Annotated in this window: 21 protein-coding genes and 1 pseudogene; 7 read left to right on the top strand and 15 right to left on the bottom strand. The window is 46.1% G+C overall.

The features are described 5' to 3' along the window. From AC6I8Y_RS18720 to AC6I8Y_RS18730, 3 genes are all read right to left on the bottom strand, one after another. The gene (locus AC6I8Y_RS18720; protein WP_498022626.1) at positions 1-2313 is read right to left on the bottom strand and encodes a starch-binding protein; all 2313 of its coding nucleotides are present in this window, start codon (positions 2311-2313) and stop codon (positions 1-3) included. Between the two features lie 414 nt (positions 2314-2727). After that, positions 2728-3093: an MmcQ/YjbR family DNA-binding protein gene (locus AC6I8Y_RS18725; protein WP_394151125.1), complete on the bottom strand. Its 366-nt coding sequence runs from the start codon at positions 3091-3093 to the stop codon at positions 2728-2730. A 23-nt stretch (positions 3094-3116) separates the two neighbouring features. After that, positions 3117-3512 (bottom strand): ACT domain-containing protein, encoded by a 396-nt coding sequence (locus tag AC6I8Y_RS18730; protein ID WP_394151126.1) that lies wholly within the window; start codon positions 3510-3512, stop codon positions 3117-3119. Positions 3513-3707: 195 nt separating this feature from the next. On the opposite strand from AC6I8Y_RS18730, the gene AC6I8Y_RS18735 reads away from it, so the two are divergent. Beyond that, positions 3708-3917 (top strand): hypothetical protein, encoded by a 210-nt coding sequence (locus AC6I8Y_RS18735; RefSeq protein WP_128650124.1) that lies wholly within the window; start codon positions 3708-3710, stop codon positions 3915-3917. Between the two features lie 45 nt (positions 3918-3962). Here AC6I8Y_RS18735 and AC6I8Y_RS18740 read toward each other — a convergent pair whose 3' ends face one another. Beyond that, a complete protein-coding gene (locus tag AC6I8Y_RS18740) occupies positions 3963-4904 on the bottom strand; it encodes an electron transfer flavoprotein subunit alpha/FixB family protein (protein WP_394151127.1) in 942 nt (313 codons plus the stop codon). 10 nt (positions 4905-4914) lie between these two features. After that, positions 4915-5664: an electron transfer flavoprotein subunit beta/FixA family protein gene (locus AC6I8Y_RS18745; protein WP_498022629.1), complete on the bottom strand. Its 750-nt coding sequence runs from the start codon at positions 5662-5664 to the stop codon at positions 4915-4917. Positions 5665-5801: 137 nt separating this feature from the next. Between AC6I8Y_RS18745 and AC6I8Y_RS18750 the strand changes: the two genes are divergently transcribed. Beyond that, on the top strand, positions 5802-7469 hold the full coding sequence (locus AC6I8Y_RS18750; RefSeq protein ID WP_498022631.1) for an electron transfer flavoprotein-ubiquinone oxidoreductase: 1668 nt from the start codon (positions 5802-5804) through the stop codon (positions 7467-7469). Positions 7470-7615: 146 nt separating this feature from the next. Here AC6I8Y_RS18750 and AC6I8Y_RS18755 read toward each other — a convergent pair whose 3' ends face one another. Both AC6I8Y_RS18755 and AC6I8Y_RS18760 read right to left on the bottom strand, forming a co-directional pair. Then, positions 7616-9277 (bottom strand): mechanosensitive ion channel family protein, encoded by a 1662-nt coding sequence (locus AC6I8Y_RS18755; RefSeq protein ID WP_394151130.1) that lies wholly within the window; start codon positions 9275-9277, stop codon positions 7616-7618. Between the two features lie 343 nt (positions 9278-9620). Next, the gene (locus AC6I8Y_RS18760; RefSeq protein WP_394151131.1) at positions 9621-10814 is read right to left on the bottom strand and encodes a C45 family autoproteolytic acyltransferase/hydrolase; all 1194 of its coding nucleotides are present in this window, start codon (positions 10812-10814) and stop codon (positions 9621-9623) included. A gap of 135 nt (positions 10815-10949) precedes the next feature. On the opposite strand from AC6I8Y_RS18760, the gene AC6I8Y_RS18765 reads away from it, so the two are divergent. From AC6I8Y_RS18765 to AC6I8Y_RS18775, 3 genes are all read left to right on the top strand, one after another. Next, positions 10950-11363: a helix-turn-helix domain-containing protein gene (locus AC6I8Y_RS18765; protein WP_394151132.1), complete on the top strand. Its 414-nt coding sequence runs from the start codon at positions 10950-10952 to the stop codon at positions 11361-11363. 133 nt (positions 11364-11496) lie between these two features. Beyond that, positions 11497-11859, top strand: a complete 363-nt coding sequence (locus tag AC6I8Y_RS18770) for a hypothetical protein (protein ID WP_498022633.1) — start codon at positions 11497-11499, stop codon at positions 11857-11859. Between the two features lie 28 nt (positions 11860-11887). Then, positions 11888-12244, top strand: a complete 357-nt coding sequence (locus AC6I8Y_RS18775; RefSeq protein ID WP_498022635.1) for a hypothetical protein — start codon at positions 11888-11890, stop codon at positions 12242-12244. A 123-nt stretch (positions 12245-12367) separates the two neighbouring features. Here AC6I8Y_RS18775 and AC6I8Y_RS18780 read toward each other — a convergent pair whose 3' ends face one another. The 8 genes and pseudogenes from AC6I8Y_RS18780 to AC6I8Y_RS18815 form a co-directional block, all read right to left on the bottom strand. Beyond that, positions 12368-13003: a hypothetical protein gene (locus tag AC6I8Y_RS18780; RefSeq protein WP_498022637.1), complete on the bottom strand. Its 636-nt coding sequence runs from the start codon at positions 13001-13003 to the stop codon at positions 12368-12370. A gap of 211 nt (positions 13004-13214) precedes the next feature. After that, positions 13215-13973: an SDR family oxidoreductase gene (locus tag AC6I8Y_RS18785; RefSeq protein ID WP_042470355.1), complete on the bottom strand. Its 759-nt coding sequence runs from the start codon at positions 13971-13973 to the stop codon at positions 13215-13217. Positions 13974-13986: 13 nt separating this feature from the next. Then, positions 13987-14901, bottom strand: coding sequence for a 3-hydroxyisobutyrate dehydrogenase (mmsB, locus tag AC6I8Y_RS18790; protein ID WP_498022639.1), 915 nt, complete (start codon positions 14899-14901; stop codon positions 13987-13989). 33 nt (positions 14902-14934) lie between these two features. Continuing rightward, a pseudogene (locus AC6I8Y_RS18795) lies at positions 14935-16060 on the bottom strand (enoyl-CoA hydratase/isomerase family protein). An 8-nt stretch (positions 16061-16068) separates the two neighbouring features. After that, entirely contained in the window at positions 16069-16851 is a 783-nt protein-coding gene (locus AC6I8Y_RS18800; RefSeq protein WP_498022640.1) for an enoyl-CoA hydratase, read from the bottom strand. Between the two features lie 37 nt (positions 16852-16888). After that, positions 16889-18043, bottom strand: coding sequence for an acyl-CoA dehydrogenase family protein (locus AC6I8Y_RS18805; protein ID WP_498023059.1), 1155 nt, complete (start codon positions 18041-18043; stop codon positions 16889-16891). A gap of 50 nt (positions 18044-18093) precedes the next feature. Beyond that, complete coding sequence (locus tag AC6I8Y_RS18810) at positions 18094-19587, bottom strand: CoA-acylating methylmalonate-semialdehyde dehydrogenase (RefSeq protein WP_498022642.1); 1494 nt, start codon at positions 19585-19587, stop codon at positions 18094-18096. A gap of 22 nt (positions 19588-19609) precedes the next feature. Then, the gene (locus AC6I8Y_RS18815; protein ID WP_498022643.1) at positions 19610-20815 is read right to left on the bottom strand and encodes a thiolase family protein; all 1206 of its coding nucleotides are present in this window, start codon (positions 20813-20815) and stop codon (positions 19610-19612) included. Positions 20816-20993: 178 nt separating this feature from the next. Between AC6I8Y_RS18815 and AC6I8Y_RS18820 the strand changes: the two genes are divergently transcribed. Continuing rightward, positions 20994-21362: a MerR family transcriptional regulator gene (locus tag AC6I8Y_RS18820; RefSeq protein WP_128650128.1), complete on the top strand. Its 369-nt coding sequence runs from the start codon at positions 20994-20996 to the stop codon at positions 21360-21362. 67 nt (positions 21363-21429) lie between these two features. Further along, the gene (locus AC6I8Y_RS18825) at positions 21430-22599 is read left to right on the top strand and encodes an isovaleryl-CoA dehydrogenase (protein ID WP_498022644.1); all 1170 of its coding nucleotides are present in this window, start codon (positions 21430-21432) and stop codon (positions 22597-22599) included. Positions 22600-22602: the final 3 nt, after the last annotated feature.

A 22602-nucleotide genomic window follows, 5' to 3' on the forward strand; every position in this document is an offset into this window, starting at 1 on the left:
TTATTGCTTGGTTATAGTGATTTGCTTAGTTGCGCTATTGAAGTCAATCTTATAGCTCGCGTAATCCCCAACTTGGTAGTCACTACTCGGGTAGGCCTCAGTCCAGCTGCCACTATCAATTTTGAAGCGTGCAGGCGTCTCTTCTCCATTAAAACTTTGCTGCGTTGTATAGAGACCAGAGTTAGCATCGTAGGTCAGCTTAGCTAAGCCCCAAGCGTTTGAAGTGCCGCGGAAATACCAGGTTTCATCGCCGCCAACTGCTGTACTTTGACAGTTATCCAGCGACTGCCATTGACCATTCTTGAAGCAAAGTTCGGGAGCTGACGTGCTTAAATCTGCGGATTTATTGTTGCCAGCACTACTAAAGATCGCGTTGAGACTTTGTACACCGACACCAAAATCATGACAGTACAGACCGTTTTCTTCTATCAACGTCACACCAGGCCAGGTTGCATTAGCTACGGACTGATCTGCAACCACACTCCAGTAATACAGCGTTGGCTCTGAATGGTTTTCTGCGTTGTCATAGCAGACCTTACTACCGACTACGGGATCTGGACCGCCGTTATCACCACCGTCACCATTAACTGTGAAACCACAAGCTATTAGTGAGTCCCATTTGCCGTTTGAGAAACATTGACCAGAACTTGCGATTAAATCCTCAGTTTGATTTGCGCCACTATCAGAGAAAATCACATTAACACTGTCTACCACCACACCAAGATCGTGACAGAAATAATCCCCATTAGATATCATTGATACACCTGGCCACGTCGCGTTAGCTATGCTGCCTGCTGGTGTCGCATTCCAGTAATACAAGTTCGGACTATTTAATCCCGCACGATTGTCGATACAAATCGCGGTCGCATTGACTGGACTATCAGGCGTTGGTGTTGGCCCTGGCGTCGGGTCAGTACACCCGGCACACACTTTTGCTCCTACGTGAATCGCCGCTGCATCATGCTTGGCAACCGTAAAGTGAGCATAACCAGACGAATCGACCGAAATAGTAGGTCCGTCACAGGTGCCGGTGGCAGAATCAAAGGTGCCTGCAATCACGTCACAATACTCACCAGAAGGCATTCCGGTTTGAAACCCTTGGTCGATGGATTTATTGTCATCGCGGTTGATCGCTACGAAGCCTAACCCACCTCGTCCAAAGGCAACTTGGTTATAGCCATCATCCCACCAATTAGTGACACGCCACTCTGAAGCAGTATGATTTCGGAACGCGACCATATTGGCAACACCTCGCCATTTGTGTTCGCAAACCCAGTTACCGCCATCGAATCCACAAGCATTCCCCGAGTGGACACCTGATGAAGGTGGTCCAGCATCAAAATCGTTATTGAAGTAGTAACCAGACATAATTTTGGGATAACCATACGGATAAGCTAACGTGAACACGTTTCCTAGCATGTATAAATTGCCAAAATCTTGATGACTCAATACCTGCCCTGGATTGTGCCGCTCTTCATCGTGGTTAGTGACAAAGGTCACCGCCTTATCACTCGATAGCCAACCGCCCCAACTACCAATACCTTGCAGATCTTTAATTCCGCCATGCTTAAACTTAGGCCCGAGCGTTCTTGCAAAATTGAACTCTGTCACATCACCAATATAGGTGTATTCACCTGGCTGAACTGGTTCTCCGCCCGCTCCAATCACTTCTTGGAATATATAAGGATTTCCATTGAGCTTACTTTTAATGGCAGCAATATCGCCTGCTGGCATGTGTTTCGCTGCATCTATCCTAAATCCAGTCACGCCCATGCTTATAGCGTCATTCATATAATCCGCTATTTTCTGACGGACATATTCAGACTCCGTTTTTAAGTCATTTAAACCTACTAAGTCGCAATTCTGTATGGACCAGCGATCACCATAATTTATATCGTCGGTACAATTGTGAAAATCATTGCCACCAAACGGGACCTCTGGGAAATTGCGGTCCCATGCAGCCATATGGTTAATTACTGCATCTACATAAATATCAACCCCTACTGATTTACAGCGGTCTACCATACTCTGAAATTCTTGACGGCTGCCACTTCTACCTTCAAACGAGTAGCTTACTGGCTGATAACGAGACCACCATGCCTGATTATCAACGCTCTTTTGAGGTGGAGATACTTGCACAGCTGAAAAACCTTTAGGGCCCAAGAATGTCTCACATTCTGTCGCAATATCATTCCAGCGCCATTCAAATAGATGCACAAATGTGGTTTTCGGTACCTCTGACGCCGTGCTAATAGGGGGAAAGGCTAGTCCCGCAAGAATTAACCCCGCAGCCAAGCTTAACTTAGGTTTCATTTCTATTCCTTATTTATAGATTTAATTCCAAACAACATAAACAACCAAAAATAAGGTAGGCACTAAATTTACATCTGTAATTGTCTATTTTTTCTAACGTGAGTAGCATCATGAACTGTACAATAAACACACAATCCGATTGAAGCAAAATCACTAAATGTGTATTTTAATTGCATTTCCGCGAATAGAAATTCAGGCAAATATAACTATCACTATATTTACCTGATTTATAAACGATATTTTTTCGTCTTTGATGATGTCACATTTTGTTTAACTACATACAGTGATCAAAATTACGTTTTTTGAATATAACTTTCACTATTTCAACAATGGAACACCGGATATGAAAGGAGAATTAAAGAATAGATTTGAGTGAATCACTCTATTTGCACAGTTTATTTGAACGGTTGAATACTACTCGACATCGATCCCGAGTTCTGCTCTTTTTCGTTTGCTTAATCCCAATGCGACAATACGATATGATTCGCCGATATAGTATCGTAACTCCTCATCGAGATGTCCTTGCGTCTCGGTTTGTTGAATCCATTTCATTCCACGATTAGCGAAATACGGTGCGGGGCGATATCCCTCATGGTCACTGAGAAAATCGAAGTTTAGATCCGAGGTCTTGAAGATATACGCTTCACTGCCCTCTTTGCTCCATCCTCCGATAGCAAAAACCTTTCCTCCAACCTTCCAAACATGCGCATCTCCCCATTGGACCACATGTGATGTCGCCGTAAATGAGCTGCAAAATTCATTAAACTCATCATACTTCATACTGTTTCTTCCCTTTTACGCCTTTATTTCACAAACTCCAGCAGCGCTAAAAGTGCTTCATCTGCCTTAGTAGATTGTACAAAGATATGGTCGTGATAATAGGCAGCGACGACATTTGCACTAATACCTCGCTCGGAAAGCTTGTTAGACACTGCCGCAGTTAAACCGACTGCTTCGAGGCTAGAGTGGACATTTAAGGTGATCATTCTAAAGACACCTTCATACTCAAGGTCTGATTGCCTAGCCTGCGATAAAGGCAGTATCAGGGTGAGTCCTTCTCGCTCTTTAAAAGACCCTATAATGTCGAGTTCAGTGTATTCAGTTAGCGATCCATTGCAGGTGCAAAAGACAAACTCTTCATCGACCAAGCTCGGCTCCATGGAGGCTAGTAGCTGGTCTAAATCGGTAATCCCTGACATTTCGTATCCTTTGAGTTCCCATTTGTGGTTTGAATATGTTGCAGTTCATCGACGCCTACAGCAAGTATCAATAACTTAAAGTTATTAGATCATCACGAAACCAAAGCAATCCCTATGATATAGTCACGACCGTTGCAGTAGTCGGGACGCTAGTTCTGATTCAATAATTTTAATATAGGTAGGAAGCCGTTTGTTTTGAATAGAGAATCCAAGCTACTTGTAGTCGCAATCGCGATTGCCCTTCTCAATATCGTATCGCATCTTTTGTTATCGAAGTTTTTCACTGAGTACTCTTGGGTCGAAATGTCTTTGGCTTCAATTCCGTTTATCATGATGTTGATGTGTGTGTTTGCGGTGCGCTACGCGGCGAGGACTCTGAAGGAAAGCGATAAAGACGAAGGCTAAGGTCGTAGCCTTAGCCTGTATTCAGTCATTGAGCTATGCACTGCTTTATGGAACTTTATCTATCAGTTCAGGCATAATTTCGAACAAATCTCCGACTAAACCATAATCTGCCACCTCAAAGATTGGGGCATCTGGGTCACTGTTGATCGCCACGATGACCTTTGAGTCTTTCATCCCTGCCATATGCTGTATCGCGCCGGAGATTCCAATCGCAATGTAAAGATCTGGGGCCACTATCTTCCCGGTTTGACCGACTTGTAGATCATTAGACACATACCCTGCGTCCACCGCGGCTCTCGATGCGCCTATTGCACCGCCGAGTTTATCTGCAAGCCTCTCTACTAAGGCGAAATTCTCTTTACTCGCTAGGCCTCGTCCACCTGAAATTACCACGTTTGCACTCGACAAATCGGGTCTTTCGCTCACCGTTTGTTCGATACCAATAAACTCACTAATCGAATTTGCTGTCTCTGTCGCATCGAGATTAACGACAGGAGCCGAATCTTGACCCAGCGCACATGCTTGAAACGAAGACCCGCGAACGGTCAACACGATTTTACTATCGTTGGACTGCACCTTCGCGAGCGCATTACCAGCATAGATTGGACGAATGAATGTATTTGCGGACTCAATACTGATCACGTCAGATACCTGCCCGACGTCTAACAACGCGGCAACTCTTGGCAGCAAGTTTTTACCGAAGGTCGTGGCAGCCGCCAACACATGGCTATGGTCTTTCGCTAAACCAAAGACAGCTGGTGTTAACGTTTCTGCTAGTGGATTTTGGTATCTTTCATCGTCTATTTGATAAATCTGAGTTACTCCGGCAGCGCCACTCAGTGTATCGGTAACACTCGAACATTGATGCCCAATGACCAATACTGAGACGGCTCCACCTAACTGTGATGCGGCATTTAATGCCTTCAGCGTATCTGAAGCAATGTTGTTATTGTCATGCTCGGCAATGACCAAAACTCGCGTATCCATAAGACTCTCCCTAAAGCACATTGGCGTCGTTTTTAAGCTTATCCACCAGCTCATCGACCGTGGCAACCATCACCCCTGCGCTTCTAGCAACTGGCGGTGTAACTTCCAGTATTGTTTGATGGCTAATCACATCGACATCGAGGTCTTCTAACTTGATAAGGTCCATCGGCTTTTTCTTAGCTTTCATAATATTAGGAAGTGACGCGTAACGAGGCTCATTTAACCTAAGGTCAGTACTGATGATCGCTGGCATTTCTAGGCGATTGGTCTCTAACCCACCATCCACTTCCCTGGTTACAGTTACGTGTGTATCTGAAGCGACCAGCTTTGATGCGAAAGTACCCTGAGGACGGTCGGTGATCGCAGATAACATCTGAGCGACCTGATTGTTATCGGTATCGATGGACTGTTTACCGAGTAAAACTAATTTGGGCTCTTCTCGTTCCATGATTTGCTTTAGTACTTTGGCAACCGACAACGGCTCTAGCTCAGGTATCGCTTCAATATAGATTGCTCGGTCCGCTCCGAGTGCCAGCGCCCCGCGCAACGTCTCCTGCACGCTACTATCACCAATTGAGACCACTATAACCTCGTCGGCAACACCAACTTCCTTTAATCGAATCGCCTCCTCCACCGCAATTTCACAAAACGGGTTCATCGACATCTTCATATTACTTGTCTCAACCCCGGTTCCATCGCTTTTTACACGGATCTTCGCATAAGGGTCTATTACACGCTTTATCGCTACTAATACCTTCATGTTCACTCCCTAATTCGACGTTCAACGGCTCGGATTGACCATAAACTGAGCTTAGTAAAGTTTACGTTTACGTCAACTGCACTATATTTATACGTAGGCATTTTCAAATCCGATGTTTGGCAACAAAGGTGTACATAATGGAAAGAGAATCAATGGAGTTTGATGTCGTGGTTGTCGGTGCAGGTCCAGCTGGCCTCTCGGCAGCCATTCGGCTAGCTCAGCTTTCTCATGATCAAAACCAAACACTTTCCGTGTGCGTGATTGAGAAAGGGTCGGAGGTTGGCGCACATATTCTTTCTGGTGCCCTATTCGAAACTAAAGCTCTAGATGAACTGCTACCAGACTGGCGTGAGATGAATGCTCCCATAGCCAATCCTATTAGCGACGACGAGTTTATTTATCTAACAACACATTTAAATCATCTTAACGTACCTAACGCAATGGTGCCCAATACATTAAGGAACTCGTCAGATAATCACGCAATAAGTCTCGGCAAACTGTGCCGCTGGCTTGCAGATCAGGCAGAGCAACTGGGGGTTGAGATCTTTCCAGGCTTTGCTGCGAGTAAAGTGTTGTATGATTCTGAGCAACGCGTTATCGGGGTACAAACCACGGATATGGGACTCGATAAACAAGGAGAGAAAAAGCCGACATTCGAGCCCGGTATTAATTTATTAGCCAAGTACACTGTGTTTGCAGAAGGGTCACGAGGACATCTAGGTAAATCACTCATCAGCAAGTTCTCATTGGACAAAAATAAACAGCCACAACACTATGCACTCGGCTTTAAAGAACTTTGGCAATTACCTGACGATCATCCTTACTACTCAAAAGGCAAAGTACTACACGGAGTTGGGTGGCCATTAGCCGAAAGCGGTACCACAGGTGGCAGCTTTCTATACCATCTTGAATCAAACCAAGTTGCGGTAGGTTTGATCGTGGACCTCAACTACTCCAATCCTCACCTGAATCCCTTTGAGGAGTTTCAACGCTTCAAACACCACCGAGCCATTGCCAAATATTTGCAAGGTGGAGAACGCTTGTGTTTTGGGGCTCGCGCTATTACCAAAGGCGGAATACGTTCATTGCCTAAACAACAGTTTCCAGGAGGATTACTGATTGGCTGTGATGCCGGCACATTGAATATGGGAAAAATCAAGGGTAGCCATACAGCAATGAAATCAGGAATGATTGCGGCTGAAGCCATCTTTGAACAATTGTCTGCCGGACAGGTTCATCAGGAAGCCGATTATCAAAGTCGGTTTGAAAGCTCGTGGTTATATAAAGAACTGGCATCGACTCGAAACTTTGGTGCTAACCTACACAAGTTTGGTGAGCCATTGGGTGGCCTACTTAATGTAATTGAACAAAACTGGTGGTCTCGACTCTTTAAGGCTCCTGTCCCTTGGAAAGTGACTGATAACATTGAGGACCATATGATGCTCAAAGCCAAAGACAGTACAACGCCCATAAACTATCAGAAACCAGATGGCGTTTTGAGTTTTGATAGACCCTCTTCATTGTTTTTGTCTGGCACACAGCATGAAGAAAACCAACCCTGTCATTTACACCTGACTGATCCTACTTTAGTGCTGGATATACATATCCCCTTCTATAACGAACCAAGTCAACGCTACTGCCCTGCAGGGGTCTATGAAATCGTTGAGGTTGAGGGCAAGCGGAAACTGCAAATAAACGCAACTAACTGTTTGCATTGTAAAACCTGTGATATTAAAGACCCTTCAGCGAACATCGACTGGACCACGCCCGAAGGTGGTGGTGGTCCGAGCTATAGGGGAATGTAACTTGAGATGATGTCGCTTCCATAGTGACTGACCGCAGTGCGCAATACGTACTGACTATCAAAGTGCGTATCAATTGCCCTAGCTCTAGCTCTAGCTCTAGCTCTAGCTAAATTATAATCTGCAAGTTACAACAAAATGACTTAGGGTTACTCCGTTACTGTGTGAATATGAATGTCTTGCTGTGGGAAAGGGATAGAGATCCCTTCTTGATCAAAACGCAATTTAACTTGCTTGGTGATGTCCCAGTAAACATCCCAGTAGTCACCAGTATCTACCCATGGTCTTACAATAAAATCCACCGACGACGTGTTGAGCGTTTGCACTTTAACGATAGGCTCTGGCGTCGTATGTACGGCTGGGTGAGAGCAAACAATATCGTTGAGTACAGTCTCGGCGTGGTTAAGATCATCGCCATAACCAATCCCAAAAACCATGTCTACACGACGAGACTTTTCATGGGTCACATTCTTAATTACATCGCCCCAAATTTTACCGTTGGGTACGATAATGACTTGGTTGTCAAAGGTACGAATCGTTGTACTCACTAGGCTCATGTGACTCACCTTACCATCCACACCACCAGCAAAAACAAAATCACCAACATCAAACGGCCGATAGATTAGCAGCATCATGCCTGACGCAAAGTTAGACAATGTATCTTGCAACGCAAAACCGACAATGACACCTGCAACTCCAAAGCCCGTCAAGATAGGCGCTAGATTGAGTCCCAGTTGAGACAACCCAACCAGTATCCCGACAACCCATACCGCATTCCCCGAAACAGAGACAAAGAAATGCTGCATTAAGTGCGACAATTTAAGTTTTTGGTTTTTCACCGCCTTTGCTACGATCTTACGAACAACCTTAACCGCTGAACGAGTAATCAGTAGGACGATGAAAAATACACCCAGCTTAAACAGTTGTCTTGGGGCTTGTTCTACCAACCATTCCAGAGCTTGTTCTGACCAATGTGCCAGTATTTCCAGCAATACTTGGCCTTCAAATATTTCGTGTGTGATATTCCCAGATACTTCAAATAATTGCTTTTTATAGATAGCCGTTTTAATACCCAGACTATCAGCGATGGTCACAAGGTAACGTAACCCTTCCGACTCAACCAAAAGCCTTTTATCAATGATAATGTCGTGCAATTGCTGCTTCGCTTGTTCAGAATCCTGCTCATTCAGCAACTGAAAAGAAGCGTGTGAAACTTGATTGCTATAGTAGTCGGTCGCAGACGATGCTAGTCTTAACTGATTTTCTATAGTGTCACGTAAGCGTAACTTACCCACTTCGTCTTTCACATTTAGCTGCTCAAGCCATTTAAAGTTCGTGATTCTTGCTTCATACACCCAGCCAAGATGGTCTTGCACCTCTTTATAATCTTTCAACAATAACAGTTTGGATTCGTCCGCTGCAGCATCAAAATCTTTATTAAGCTCTGAAAGACGACCAATCAAGTACTCTTCTGCATCCAAAGTGTACCGTTGCTGCTGTGTCACTAAGTCGATTAACTCTTGTTCTGGTAACGTTCGTTTCTTCATGGTACGCGCCAGAATAGCGCGTAGCTCTTTGTTCTTATTGAAGATACTAAACTGGGTTACGTATAGGTGCTCACCCTCAATACCGTGCAAAGATTGCGATAACTCTGAGATTTCCTGGCTAATCGCTTCTATTTGGTCACGATAAATTTCATTGTCGTCACTAGATTCTCCTGCAACGATGGCACTTGACCATAAAACCGCAAGTAAAAAGCTAATAATCAACAATAATTTTGAATTAATCACCTTTTTATTTTCAAACAACATTACATACACCTGATACTAAACTATTTGTTTTTGCTCTCAGTTGTGAGCCAAAATCGATTTTTTCACCGCATCCATGTAAATAATGTTTTCCCTAACGAGTAACTAACCTGCAGTGCTCCGCCTCCACCACTTGCTTAGGCTCTGAAAAAGTCACCTTATTGCAAACAACAGAATGGCGCGTTAACTGCTTTACCTCTTGTGCACAACCACTGACTGCGCAAGCCACCAATGAGACGCTATACCACATTAGAGTTGTCTGTTTCATCATCGCTTCCTAAAACGCGCAATCCTAGAAAGGGTTGCTCGTTACGATTTTATTTAGATTTACTAATGGAATTTGGACTTACTTCTCAAGACATACTCGCTGGAAATCATTCCAATCACCTACGCCCGGCGCCACTTCCAAGCAGCCTTCTTTGGCATCCATTACTGCTGTCAGTGTTGAGATGAAATCAGAGCCATAGGCAGCATGCTGCGCGATTGGCTTAGTATTCAGGACATATTTAGCCGCATCGACATTGCCCTCTGGTGTGTTGTCTATGAACTGCTGTGCGAACTCTGCACGCCACTCTGTGTAGGCCGTAGCAACCGTACGTTGCTTACTTTTCTCACCTAATCCAATAGATTCTGCGAAGGCTTGCATTACACCTGGACGCTCAGAATGGTTAGCATGGCCAATACCCGCAGGACGCTTAATCACGTAGTTCTCACCATCAAGCATTTCTACGCCAACGGTATTACCCTTGCTATCAGCAAAGTTAAAATGAGAAGCCACTACTGTGCGGTATTGGTCGAGGATCTTTTCAGCATCATCAACATTCTTAGCATTGCGCACGAGATAGTTTTGAAGTGCACCTAGCTCAATCGCGCTGTCTGCATCAAGCCCAACACCCTTTGAATCGGTGCCTTGGAAGTTAATCACAACGCCGATATCTTTGCCGAGCGTTTGACCTGAGCCGTAAAAGCCAGATGCCATCACCTGAACATAATCGTCCGCTTGTAATACCCAGTAGTTACCCCCTGAAAGTGATGGCGTGTCGTTTACCTGACCAACAACACCTGTGCCAGCGAAACTTACTGTTGTACATCCACTTAACGCAGACTGGGCTGCCGATGCCAATGCGGCATCTAGTTGCGATAGAGTGAACATGGTTTCTAGTGAAATCCGGCCCACTTTGGCCAGCGCTTCAACGATTTCAAAGTATTCTGGGTTTAACTTTCGTGAGTTTTCCAACACCTTCATTGAGCTTTTCTCAAATTCGACCACATCAATCCCTGCTAGCTTATAAACGTATTGCGCTTCCTTAATACCACGTCGAACTTCTTCGCCTACCTGCTTTTCAAATAGCTCAGCGTAGTCTGCTGGTTTTACACCTCGAATATCCACAATAGGAAGACTCTCTTGCTGCACAAATGCTTGTGGTGCGTAGTAAGGTTGATTCACATCCAGCCCTGGAGCAGGCTCAAGTGAAATCGCCTGAGCTGCGCCAGAAAGTGCTAATGCAGTAGCAAGGATTGCGCGTTTAGTCGTTAGCATGGTGTTTACCCTAATGTATTTGGTTAATCAGTTGAGACGGTAGGAGTCTCTGTGTCTGGCTATTAAATTATCATTTCAAATTTCCGAAATTCAGATACCATTAAGGGAGTGATTCCAGAAAAACGGACAAACGCGATGGCAGAAATAGAGACTGAAGGATTCGAGTTTTTTGGCGTTGAAGAGGTGGTATTCCGAAAAATGGTAATAGAACGAATCGAGGCGCTCATGGTTCAAGAAGGGCTATCTAAAAACAGGCTGGCTAAAAAGGCGGACATTGGCCGTTCTGCTCTTTATGAAAAAATGGATCGGGAAGCGAAAAGTCATTTCACCATTTTGGATTTTTTCCGAATCGCCAAAGCGCTCGACGTCAGCTTACTGCAATTATTCCCGATGACTCAGTTAGAACGCATACATGGTGGCCAGCTACCACTTTCTGCCAGTACGCTAAAGTTCCTCGACCTCATGCTAGCTGCCCCTAAAGAGGACATCGAGTTTCTCTCTAACTTCTACGCCTCTTTAAAAAAGCGCGATGATGACAACGAAAGCTAATACCCAAACTTCGCATCCATAATTCGTATAACTCTCCCCATTACTTTCCGAATAATGGAAAGCCCCTCTAGTAATCTAAGTTTCAATCGCTCACAACGAGCTTACTTTGAGCTAAAGATTACCGGAGGTAGCCATGAGAGCCATTCATAGCGTTTTTCTAACCCCTTTACTGACACTTACCATGTGTTCGACAGCCTGGGCTGCTAAATCACCAAAGCCTGAATCAAGAGCAGCGCAGACAGAGCACTATGCGATGGTCATCGCCACAGGAAAAATACTTAGCCTCACCCAATGGAAAGTTGAAGTCGACTTTGGGCAAGAGTTGGAGATAGGGATTAGGAACAAAGATTTATTGCGGGATGAAAGCGGTAAAACACTGACTTTTAACTCTCCTATGGACGCTCTGAACTATATGAACGCTCAAGGATGGACCCTAGTTTCTGCTACTACGTCTGATAATCGTTTTACTGCCATTATTAAACGATCAGTGAAATAGCTACGAATTAACTTACATAGGAGAGGTTATGCGAAGAACTAACGATATCGCTGTGTGCATGAATTATGAGGTTGCCGAGACTGATACTCAGTGTCCACAACCTCTGTGCAAGAAAGCAGCTCAAATCTATCTAAGCGAACTTAAACATAGTTTGGGTAGTACGGATGCTGCTAGCCCGATCGGTGAGAAGATATTGGTCTTAGCCTGTTTGGCGTTAGTGCATAGCCAAACATTTGTCGACTATAGACTGCCGCTTAAAAGAGCACTTAAGGGACAGCCCTTAGTCACAGAACCTGATTGGTCGCTTGACTATGACAAAAAGGATAAAACTGATCCAAATACTTCATCTATTGACAAATATGGTTCAGAGAAAACACCTGAGTAAAAGTACCATTATCGCAGAGGCTTATCGTGCCGCCCTTGAGCTATTTGAAGACATTGAGTGCGGAATGCAAAAGGAAAGCCCCAGCGGTTGCTGAGGCTTTTCGATATATAAACTAATAGCGCATTATTGAGCTTGCAAAGCAAACTCATCAAGACGTACTTCAGTCTGCTTACCGATATCCCCATCCATATTGATGCCTGACGTATCGGTGATACGCATTCTGGTATAAATAACGGCGCTGGTGTTATCACCAGAGTTAAACGAAAGTGACGCTTGGCGGAATGACTTCTTCACCGCACCTTTAGGGCTGTCAGAAAGATCAGTAACATGAATTGATTTCTCTTTGAGTGTCTTTCCGTTTGCACCTAGTACACCAGCAAGTAGTTGGCTCGGTGAGTTATCACCCTTCTTGTCGTTGTAGTAGAACGAAAGCGTATAGTCAGTGTTCGGTTTCAGACCCGCGACTTCTTGACTCACACCCGGAGTAGCTGAGAAATCATCCGTCGCATTTCTAAAGCGAATGCGCACTGAGCCTTCATCATCAAAAGCCGTGTCTTTTGAGCTACCAACATCGCCTTTTCCGTTCTTGTTATCCGCTTCTTTACGCCAAAAATCACTCTTACCTTTGTTGCTTCTAAACTCAGTAAACTGGGGATCTTGTAACAGCTCATTTGAAGAAGAGGTAATCACTTGAGTAGATGCTTGTGCAGCGCCCGCCATTAGGCTCGCAACCGCTAATCCAAGTAAGATTTTTTTCATTGTAGATGTCCTTGTTATCGTTGTAGGGTCTCCAGATGGATAACAAACATACTACAATGCTATTGTATTACTTAATGTGATTGAGCAAGCAATTTTGGACGATGATATAAGTGCAACAAACATATCATCATAAAAACAAAGGCTTATAAAAACAAAGACCCCTACCTTTTCAGGTAGAGGTCAAACGACTCATAACGCTGAAGATAAATAATTAGATAACGAGCCCACCGTCTACCTCAATCACGCGGCCATTCACATACTCGTTTTCAAGAATATAACGAACGGTATGGGCGATTTCTGACGGGTCAGCCATTCGACGCACTGGCACCATATTCTCTAGGCGCTCACGCGCTTCTGGTTTCATGGAAGCTGTCATCGACGTTTCCACAACACCCGGTGCAATCGCTACCGAACGGATACCGTAACGAGCCAGCTCTTTACCCCACACCGATGACATGGTCGCAACGGCTGCCTTAGAAGCTGCGTAGTTGGTTTGCCCCATATTACCCGCTCGTGAGACGCTAGAGATGTTGATGATGACACCGCGAGAGTCTGACTCAATCATCTTCACTGCAGCCTCACGACCGCACAGAAAAGTGCCCGTAAGATTGACATTAATGACCGCATTGAAGTCACCGAGAGACATCTTAGTGATTTCGCCCCCTCTTGCTTTAACGAGCATGCCATCACGGAGAATACCTGCATTGTTGACGAGACCGTTTAGAGCTCCAAATTCAGTGACAATGTCACTAAATACCTGCTCCACTTGTTCTTCATTGGTGACATCAACTTGATAAGTTTGCGCTTTTACCCCAAATGCCTCGCAGAGTTCTTTTGTCTCTGTTAAGGCGTCTTGATTGACATCGAGCAGTGCCAAGCTCGCTCCCTGCGAAGCTAGGCTTGTCGCCATAGTTTGACCTAATCCTTGTCCTGCACCAGTAATAGCGATAACGCTCTGTTCAAGTTCCATTTACTTCTCCCTTCTACTGCTTATTGCTAAAAAACTCAAATAGACTCGAGAAATCTAACTCCGCATTTCCGTTTCGGTTATGGAGTGCGTAGAGACTGTGAGCTAACGCTCCCATGGGCACTGAAGATTGACTCAATTTCGCCGCATCTAACCCAAGCCCCAAATCCTTTGACATCAACTTACACATAAAACCGGGAGTATATTGGTGGCTCGCTGGCGCGTGCTCCAAAACTCCCGGACAAGGGTTATATAGTTCTAAAACCCAGTTTCTTCCAGAACTCTGTAGCATAATATTTGATAACACCTCAGGATTGAGATCGTTATCCACACCAAGATTAAGGGCTTCACATGTCGCTGCCATGACAGAACCCAATAATAAGTTGTTGCATATCTTTGCCATTTGACCGTCGCCCGCTTTCCCAGCGTGAAACACGTTTTTCCCCATATGAGACAAAATGGCTTTCGCCTTACTAAAAGCAGAGTCCGTTCCACCAACAATAAAGGTCAGCGTGCCAGCCGTGGCACCTGCAACACCTCCAGAAACAGGCGCGTCGACAAACTCGATGCCTTTTTCAGAGGCAACGCTAGCGACCGCTCTCGCCGTATCCGGGTCAATCGTCGAGCAATCAATCAAGAACGTGTCGTCTGAGATGAGCTCAAGCACCCCCTCATCAGATTCGGTACCAAGGAACACTGTTTTAACATGCTCACCCGCAGGTAACATGGTTACGACGATATTGGCACTCTCTACGGTATCTCTTAGGCTTGAGCATCCCACCGCACCTTCTTTCTTCAACACGTCAATAAGCGCTGGCACACGGTCATAAACACGAACGGCAAACCCAGCTTTAAGCAGGTTACTCGCCATAGGACTTCCCATGTTTCCAAGCCCGACAAAAGCAATCGTGGTGTTAGCTTGCTCGTTCATAATTATCTCCTTAATTATTCCACCGTAGTTGACTCAATAGTGTCCAAGTTTGGCGAGAGGATGCTCTTCATCGCGCCATAATGAGGTGAATAGCTCATCAATGACGCTTCTATCCACCAAGCTGACATGTTGATACTTCCAGTTCGGCATACCATCCTTATCAACTAAACGAGCGCGCACGCCTTCCTGAAACTCACCGAGAAGAACACTTCTAAGTCCGAGGATTAGCTCAAGTCGGAAGCAGTCGGCTAAAGATAAGTGACTGTAATTCTTGATTTGTCTAAAACAGATGTGTGCTGTAATAGCGCTACCGTCCATAAGGTTTTGCTTAGCAGCCTCCATCCACTTATCGTGACAGGGTAACGCCATGATATTGGCGTACACATCGGTGAGGTTATCTGATTCACATGCTAACGATATATCAGGAAGTAGTGGTTTCAGGTGCGCTTCAGGCTTAGCGATATTCGCCTTGTCGGATAACTCGGTAAGGATTTCAGTAATATAGTCATAGCTGTCTTCAACGCTATCCCACTCAGCGCTTTGAAGTTGTCCTATCAATCTCTGTTTATCAGAAGGCGCGTTTAGATGGTCAGCGAGATGGATATCTAACGCATCGGTGGCATTCATCATAACGCCAGTTAGTCCGAGAAACAGACCAATATTGTCTTCTAGTTGATTTAAAAAATAGGTGGCACCCACATCGGGAAAGAGACCGATATTAATCTCTGGCATCGCGAGTCGTGAGTCTGGCGTTACTACCTTATGGCTCGCACCCATAAACAGTCCCATTCCACCCCCCATGACAATACCTTCTCCCCATGCAACGATGGGTTTGCAATAAGTGTGGATAAGGTAATCGCACTCGTACTCGGTCGCAAAAAACTGCTCGCCATAGGCTTTTGCATCGTCCAAGGGACCTTGTCTCATCTTTTCATGCAGAGCGCGTACATCGCCCCCCAGCACAAAAGGCCTTATCGCCTGAGCCATCCAATAGAACGCAAAGTACGTTGTCATCCTCATGCCACACCTCTAACTGCTGCTTCAACAGCACTAACATGTCGAAGGTCAGTGCGTTGAGTGCTTTCGGATTATTGAGTGTAGCAATACCAATCACATTGCCATTGTCACAGCTAACTTCCTGGAACTGGACTGGTGCCATAAAACCTCCTAACGATTCTTCCATTGAGGTGGACGTTTCTCTAGAAATGCATTCACGCCCTCTGCTTGATCCTCGGTATCGAACAATTGAATAAATAACTCCCGCTCTTTGACTAAACCGTGCGATACAAAATGACCTCGGTTGTTTTGAATAAGCGTTTTACATGCTGCTACTGATGAAGGCGACTGATTGGCGACTTGTTTAGCAAGCTTACTCGCAGCTCCTAAGGCTTGCCCCTTACCTACAACCTCCTCAACCAGCTTAATTTGCAATGCTTGCTGGGCTGAAACTTGCTCACCACACAAGATTATTCGTTTTGCCCAGCCCTCCCCGACTAACGCCGTGAGATTTTGAGTACCACCGGCACAAGGCAATAATCCCACTTTCGCTTCAGGCAAGGCGAGCACAGCGTGTGACTCAGCAATACGAATGTCACAAGCTAGCGCGACTTCTAGGCCTCCTCCCATAGCGTAGCCATTGATGGCGGCGATCGACACTCCACGAAACTGTGATAAGGCTTCGAACGCTTCACCAAAAGCGCGTGACATCAAACAAGCACTCTCTTTATCGCCGCCTGCAAACACATTTAAATCTGCACCAGCAGAAAAAAACTTCTCTCCTTGCCCGGTGATAACTAAAGCATAGACCTCTCTGTTAGCGTTCAGCTCATCGACTAAGCTTTTTAGGTTGTTGAGACTTGCCGCCGTCCAGGTGTTCGCTGGCGGGTTGCTGATCGTGATCGTTGCAACGTGGTCCTGTATCTGATGAGGAATCAATGATGACTCAGACATGAGGCGTTCTCCTTATCCGCTCATTTTGAAGGTGGCACTATTCGATCGGGTAACTGCTATTTAGCAATCGCCTTGCAATGATGAGGCGCATGATTTCGTTGGTCCCCTCAAGGATCTGATGAACACGAACATCGCGGAAGTGACGCTCTAACGAATATTCCTTGATGTAGCCATATCCACCAAAAAGCTGAAGTACACCGTCACATACCTTAAAACCAACGTCGGTCGCGTAGCGTTTCGCCATTGCGCAATATGTCGTGGCATCTGCATGCCCAGCGTCGAGCTTGAACGCTGCCAAGCGCACCATTTGCCTCGCGGCGACCAACTCAGTAGCTAGATCGGCCAACTTAAATTGCAATGCTTGAAAGCTCGCTAGAGATTGACCGAACTGCTTTCTTTCTTGAAGATATTGAGTCGCTTGGTTTAGCGCGTGTTGCGCAGTCCCGACAGAACAAGTGGCGATATTGATACGCCCACCATCCAAACCTTTCATAGCAAAAGTAAAGCCCTCACCTTCACGACCTAACAACTGATTAACTGGTACCTTAACGTTCTCAAAAGTAATGGCTCTTGTGGGTTGGCTATTCCAGCCCATCTTTGGCTCTTTACGGCCGAAGCTGATACCTTCGGAATCTGCATCCAGTACGAATGCAGAAATCCCTTTTGCGCCGCTCTCTCCCGTTCTCGCCATGACCACCAACACTTCAGTATCTCCCGCACCAGAGATAAAGGTTTTGGCGCCATTGAGCACGTAATAGTCGCCCTCAAGACTCGCATTTGTAGTGAGTGACGCTGCATCTGAGCCAGCATTAGGCTCGGTTAAACAGTATGAGCCGAGCCATTCTCCGGAGATAAGCTTAGGCACAAATCGCTGCCGAGCAGCATCGTCTGCAAAGTTGGCGACCATCCACGTCACCATGTTGTGAATCGTCATAAAAGCTGTCGTCGATGTGCATCCCATACTTAACTGCTCAAAAACGATGGAAGCATCTAACCGACTTAACCCCAGCCCACCTTGCTCTTCCGGCGTATACAGACTAAGAAAACCAATATCACCCGCTTGTCTTAGCACGTCTTTGGGGAAGTGGCATTCTTCATCCCACTTTGCAGCATTTGGAAGTAGGCTTTCTGTTGCGAACTGACTCGCCGTGTCCGCGAAGGCTCGCTGGTCTTCGTTAAGTTCAAAATCCATCATTTACCCTCCATTTGCGAAGCTCACCCGTTGCTAAGCTCACCCGTTTTTCAACGAAGCTGAATCGTTAAATTAGGCCCATCTGACACATCTTCTTCAAACCATTTTGCTGTGACGGTTTTGGTCTCAGTATAAAAACGAACGGCTTGTTTACCGTAGGCATGAAGATCGCCATAGAAACTGCCGCGCCAGCCTGTAAATGAAAAAAATGGTAGCGGAACAGGGATCGGAACATTGATCCCTACTTGACCTACGAGCACCTGATGTTGGTATTTGCGTGCAGCGCCACCGCTCGCTGTAAAGATGGACGTACCATTGCCATATGGATTGGCGTTTACCAAAGCAATTGCCTCCTCTAAGCTGTCCACCTCTATGCACACCAATACTGGTCCGAATATCTCTTCTTTATAAATCGCCATTTCTGGTGTCACCCCTTTGAACAAGGTTGGAGAGACCCAGTTTCCGTTCGGATAATCTTTGACAGTACTGCTGGAACCATCTAGCAGGCATTGCGCTCCCTCTGACTTCCCTTTTTCAATCAGATCCAACACACGTTGTTTCGCTTGTTTACTGATTAGTGGCCCATAAGCGGCTGAGGCATCATTCCATGCGCCAGGGTGGATCGCCTTCATTGCATCACTAAGTTCATCAATCCACTCATTTGCGCTACCGACAAACACCGCAACAGAAATAGCCATGCAACGCTGCCCCGCTGCGCCCACCGACGAACCCACCAATTGGTTAATCACCTGCTCTTTATTTGCATCAGGCATGATCACCATATGGTTTTTCGCGCCCGCAAAGGCTTGTACTCGCTTGTGATTTGCCGTTCCCGTTTGATATATGTATTGAGCGGTGGGCACTGAACCAACAAATGAAACCGCGCAAATCTTTGGATGAGTTAGCAAGTAGTCAACCTGGGGCTTCGACCCATGAATAACCTGCAAAATACCTTTTGGCGCACCCGCTTGATGGAATAGCTCAGCGAGTTTCACTGCGGTATAAGGAACTTGCTCTGAAGGCTTAAGAACAAAGGCATTGCCTGCTGCTATGGCAATCGGGAACATCCAAAGCGGTATCATGGCTGGAAAATTAAACGGAGTAATACCACAGCACACACCAAGTGGCTGAATGAGCGAATAGCTATCGATATCTGTCGCCACATTCTCGACGGTTTCGCCCATCATATTTGAGGCTATGTTTGCCGCTTGCTCCACCACCTCGATCCCACGCCACACATCACCCTTGGCATCTGCCAGGGTCTTGCCTGTTTCTTTGGAGAGCACTGCTGCGATATCGTCGTGGTGCTCTTTCAGTAAGTGCTGATAACGAAGCATTAAACGAGCACGCTCTGACACTGCCACCTCACGCCACACTCTTTGAGCCAAAACGGCTTGCTGAATGGCGGCTTCCATCTCATCAATTGGCGTCAGAGGCACCATTCCAATAACATCGTTTGTACTCGGGTCAGTGACGTCAAGCCATTCTGTCGCATTAGAGACGATGGCTTGCCCATCAATAAAATTTCTAACGTTGTTGGTCATGAGTAAGTCCTCATAATGTCCGTTAAATATTCGGTACTTCGATGGCGACCGCGGTTGCCTCACCGCCACCAATACACAAAGTGGCAATTCCTTTGAGCGGTTTATCTGATTTGAGCGCTCTTTCTCTCAGCGCATGTATGAGCGTCACTAGAATTCGTGCGCCACTCGCACCTATTGGGTGCCCTAACGCACAAGCACCACCTTTAACATTGACCCTTTCTGGGTCGAGTTCTAGCTGGTCAATTGCTATTTGAGTGACAACAGCAAAGGCTTCGTTGATCTCCCAAAGATCAACATCGTTTCGATTCCACTGGAGCTGTTTGAGTAGCTTTTGAATGGCATCCAGGGGTGCCAGTGTAAACTCTGAAGGTCTTCTTGCAGCCGTTACCTGTGCCTTAACGACAGCGAGCGGCGCGAGTCCCAAGTCGAGGGCTTTTACTTTGCTTATCAGTACCAATGCCGCAGCCCCGTCGGAAATAGCACTGGAGTTTGCGGCTGTGATCGTACCGCTGTTATCAAAAGCAGGTTTTAGCGACGAGATTTTGCTGACTCGAATTGAACTGGGTAGCTCATCATTTGAAATAAAACTGTTGTTATCTAATTGGATCTTCGCAATTTCTTGTGAAAACGAGGCATTTTCAATGGCACTTTTTGCTCTCATTGCTGAGCGTGCCGCCCATTCATCCATTTGTTCACGGCTATAGCCGAGCGCATCGGCAGTTCTCTGACCGTAAACGCCCATTAGCTCGCCTTCATAGGCATCTTGCAGCCCGTCTAGAAACATATGATCGTAAGTCGTTTTGTGCCCAATGCGCATGCCATTTCGCCCTTGCGGTAACAAGTATGGCGCATTGGTCATACTCTCCATCCCACCCGCTACCGCACACGCAGCTTCCCCTATCCGAATCTGAGTGGTCGCCATCATCACAGCTTTCATCCCCGACCCACACACTTTGTTGACGGTTGTGCAAGGCGTGTTGAGATTGAGATTGGCGTTCAGCGCAGCTTGTCTGGCCGGAGCTTGACCAACGCCTGCAGTCAGCACGCAGCCCATTACGACCTCATCAACGACGTCTGCGTCTAGCCCAGATTCTTTCAACGCCGCGCTAATTGCGATGCCTCCTAAATCCGTCGCACTAAATGAAGCAAGCTCACCCTGAAATTTTCCCATCGGCGTTCGCTTCGCTGCAACTATCCAGACTTCGTTGTCTTCAACATGCTTATCCATCACCTTGCTTCCTCACCCACTTCATTGTTAATGATTAGCTTGACGTTTACGTAAGCATAGCACTAACATTTACGTAAACGTAAAGAAACAAGTTGCTAACTTGTCAATTTATCTTTACTCACTACAGCAGTGGCAGAGTGAAGACTGATGTAAGCCCAGTTAATCGGAGAGCAGTACCGTGGAAACCTATAAGATCAGTGAACTCGCAAAAGAATTTGATATCACGACAAGAAGCATTCGTTTTTATGAAGATGAAGGTCTGATCCAACCGGACCGCAGTGGCAGTATGCGTCTCTACAATCGACGCGACAAAATACGCCTAAAACTCATACTGCGAGGAAAACGCCTAGGTTTCTCGCTCGCAGAGATTAGGGAGTTGTTTGAGCTTTATGATACTCACCAAGAAGGTGACCAACTCACCAAAATGTTGAAGATCATTGACGAGAAAGAAGCCGTTCTCAAAAGACAGCTCGATGACATTAATACACTACTGGAAGACTTGACCGTTGCGCGAAAACGCTGCGAAGACGCATTAGCAAAAGACTAGAACGCTCAGCGCACCTTTGCGCAACAAGGGTACGTGACTAGGTCAATGTCCAGTATGAGGAGGAATTATGCTCACTCAGTATCGCCCCATGGACTTTGGCTTGGATGAATCCATCAACCTACTTCGTGAGCACGTGAGTGGGTTTGCTAAGGAATGTATCGCACCTCTCGCTGCCCAAATCGATGAGCAAAATGCTTTTCCAAATGAATTGTGGTCACAACTAGGAGACATGGGCTTACTCGGCGTTACCGTCGCTGAACAGTATGGCGGCGCAGATATGGGCTACGTTGCTCACGTCGTTGCCTTGGAAGAAATCAGCCGAGCTTCCGCCTCCGTCGCTCTCTCTTATGGCGCGCACTCAAACCTTTGTGTCAATCAAATATACAGAAATGGCAATTCACAGCAACGTGAAAAATACCTGCCAAAGCTCATTGATGGGTCGCACGTTGGCGCGCTCGCAATGAGTGAAGCAAATGCTGGTTCAGATGTGGTGAGTATGCAGTTAAGAGCTGAGCGCCACGAAGACCACTTTTTACTTAACGGCTGCAAAATGTGGATCACCAACGGGCCCGATGCCGATGTGCTAGTAGTCTATGCCAAAACCGATCCGAATGCCGCGCAACACGGCATTACAGCTTTTATCATAGAGAAGCAGTTTGATGGATTCAGCCATGCTCAAAAACTCGACAAACTTGGTATGCGGGGTTCAAACACCTGTGAACTGGTATTCCAAGACTGCAAAGTACCTATTGAGAATGTGTTGGGTGAAGTAAACCAAGGCGTCGAGGTATTGATGAGCGGTCTTGACTACGAACGCGTCGTTCTAGCTGCCGGCCCCGTCGGCATTATGCAAGCCTGCCTTGATCTCGTCGTTCCTTATGTTCATGAACGCAAACAGTTCGGACGCGCCATTGGTGAGTTTCAGTTAGTTCAAGCCAAGCTTGCTGATATGTATACCCGTTGCAACGCTGCCCGCTCTTATCTGTATGCGGTTGCTAACGCATGCGATAGAGGCAAGGTAACCCGCAAAGATTCTGCAGGTGTCATTCTGTACACCGCTGAATTGGCAACGCAAATGGCGCTCGATGCGATTCAATTACTCGGCGGTAACGGTTATATCAACGAATATCCAGCAGGTCGACTATTGAGAGACGCTAAACTCTATGAAATTGGCGCAGGAACCTCAGAAATTCGTCGGATGCTGATAGGTCGAGAGCTGTTTGACGAGTCGCGTTAAGGA

The organism is Vibrio sp. KUL78, from assembly GCF_059725505.1.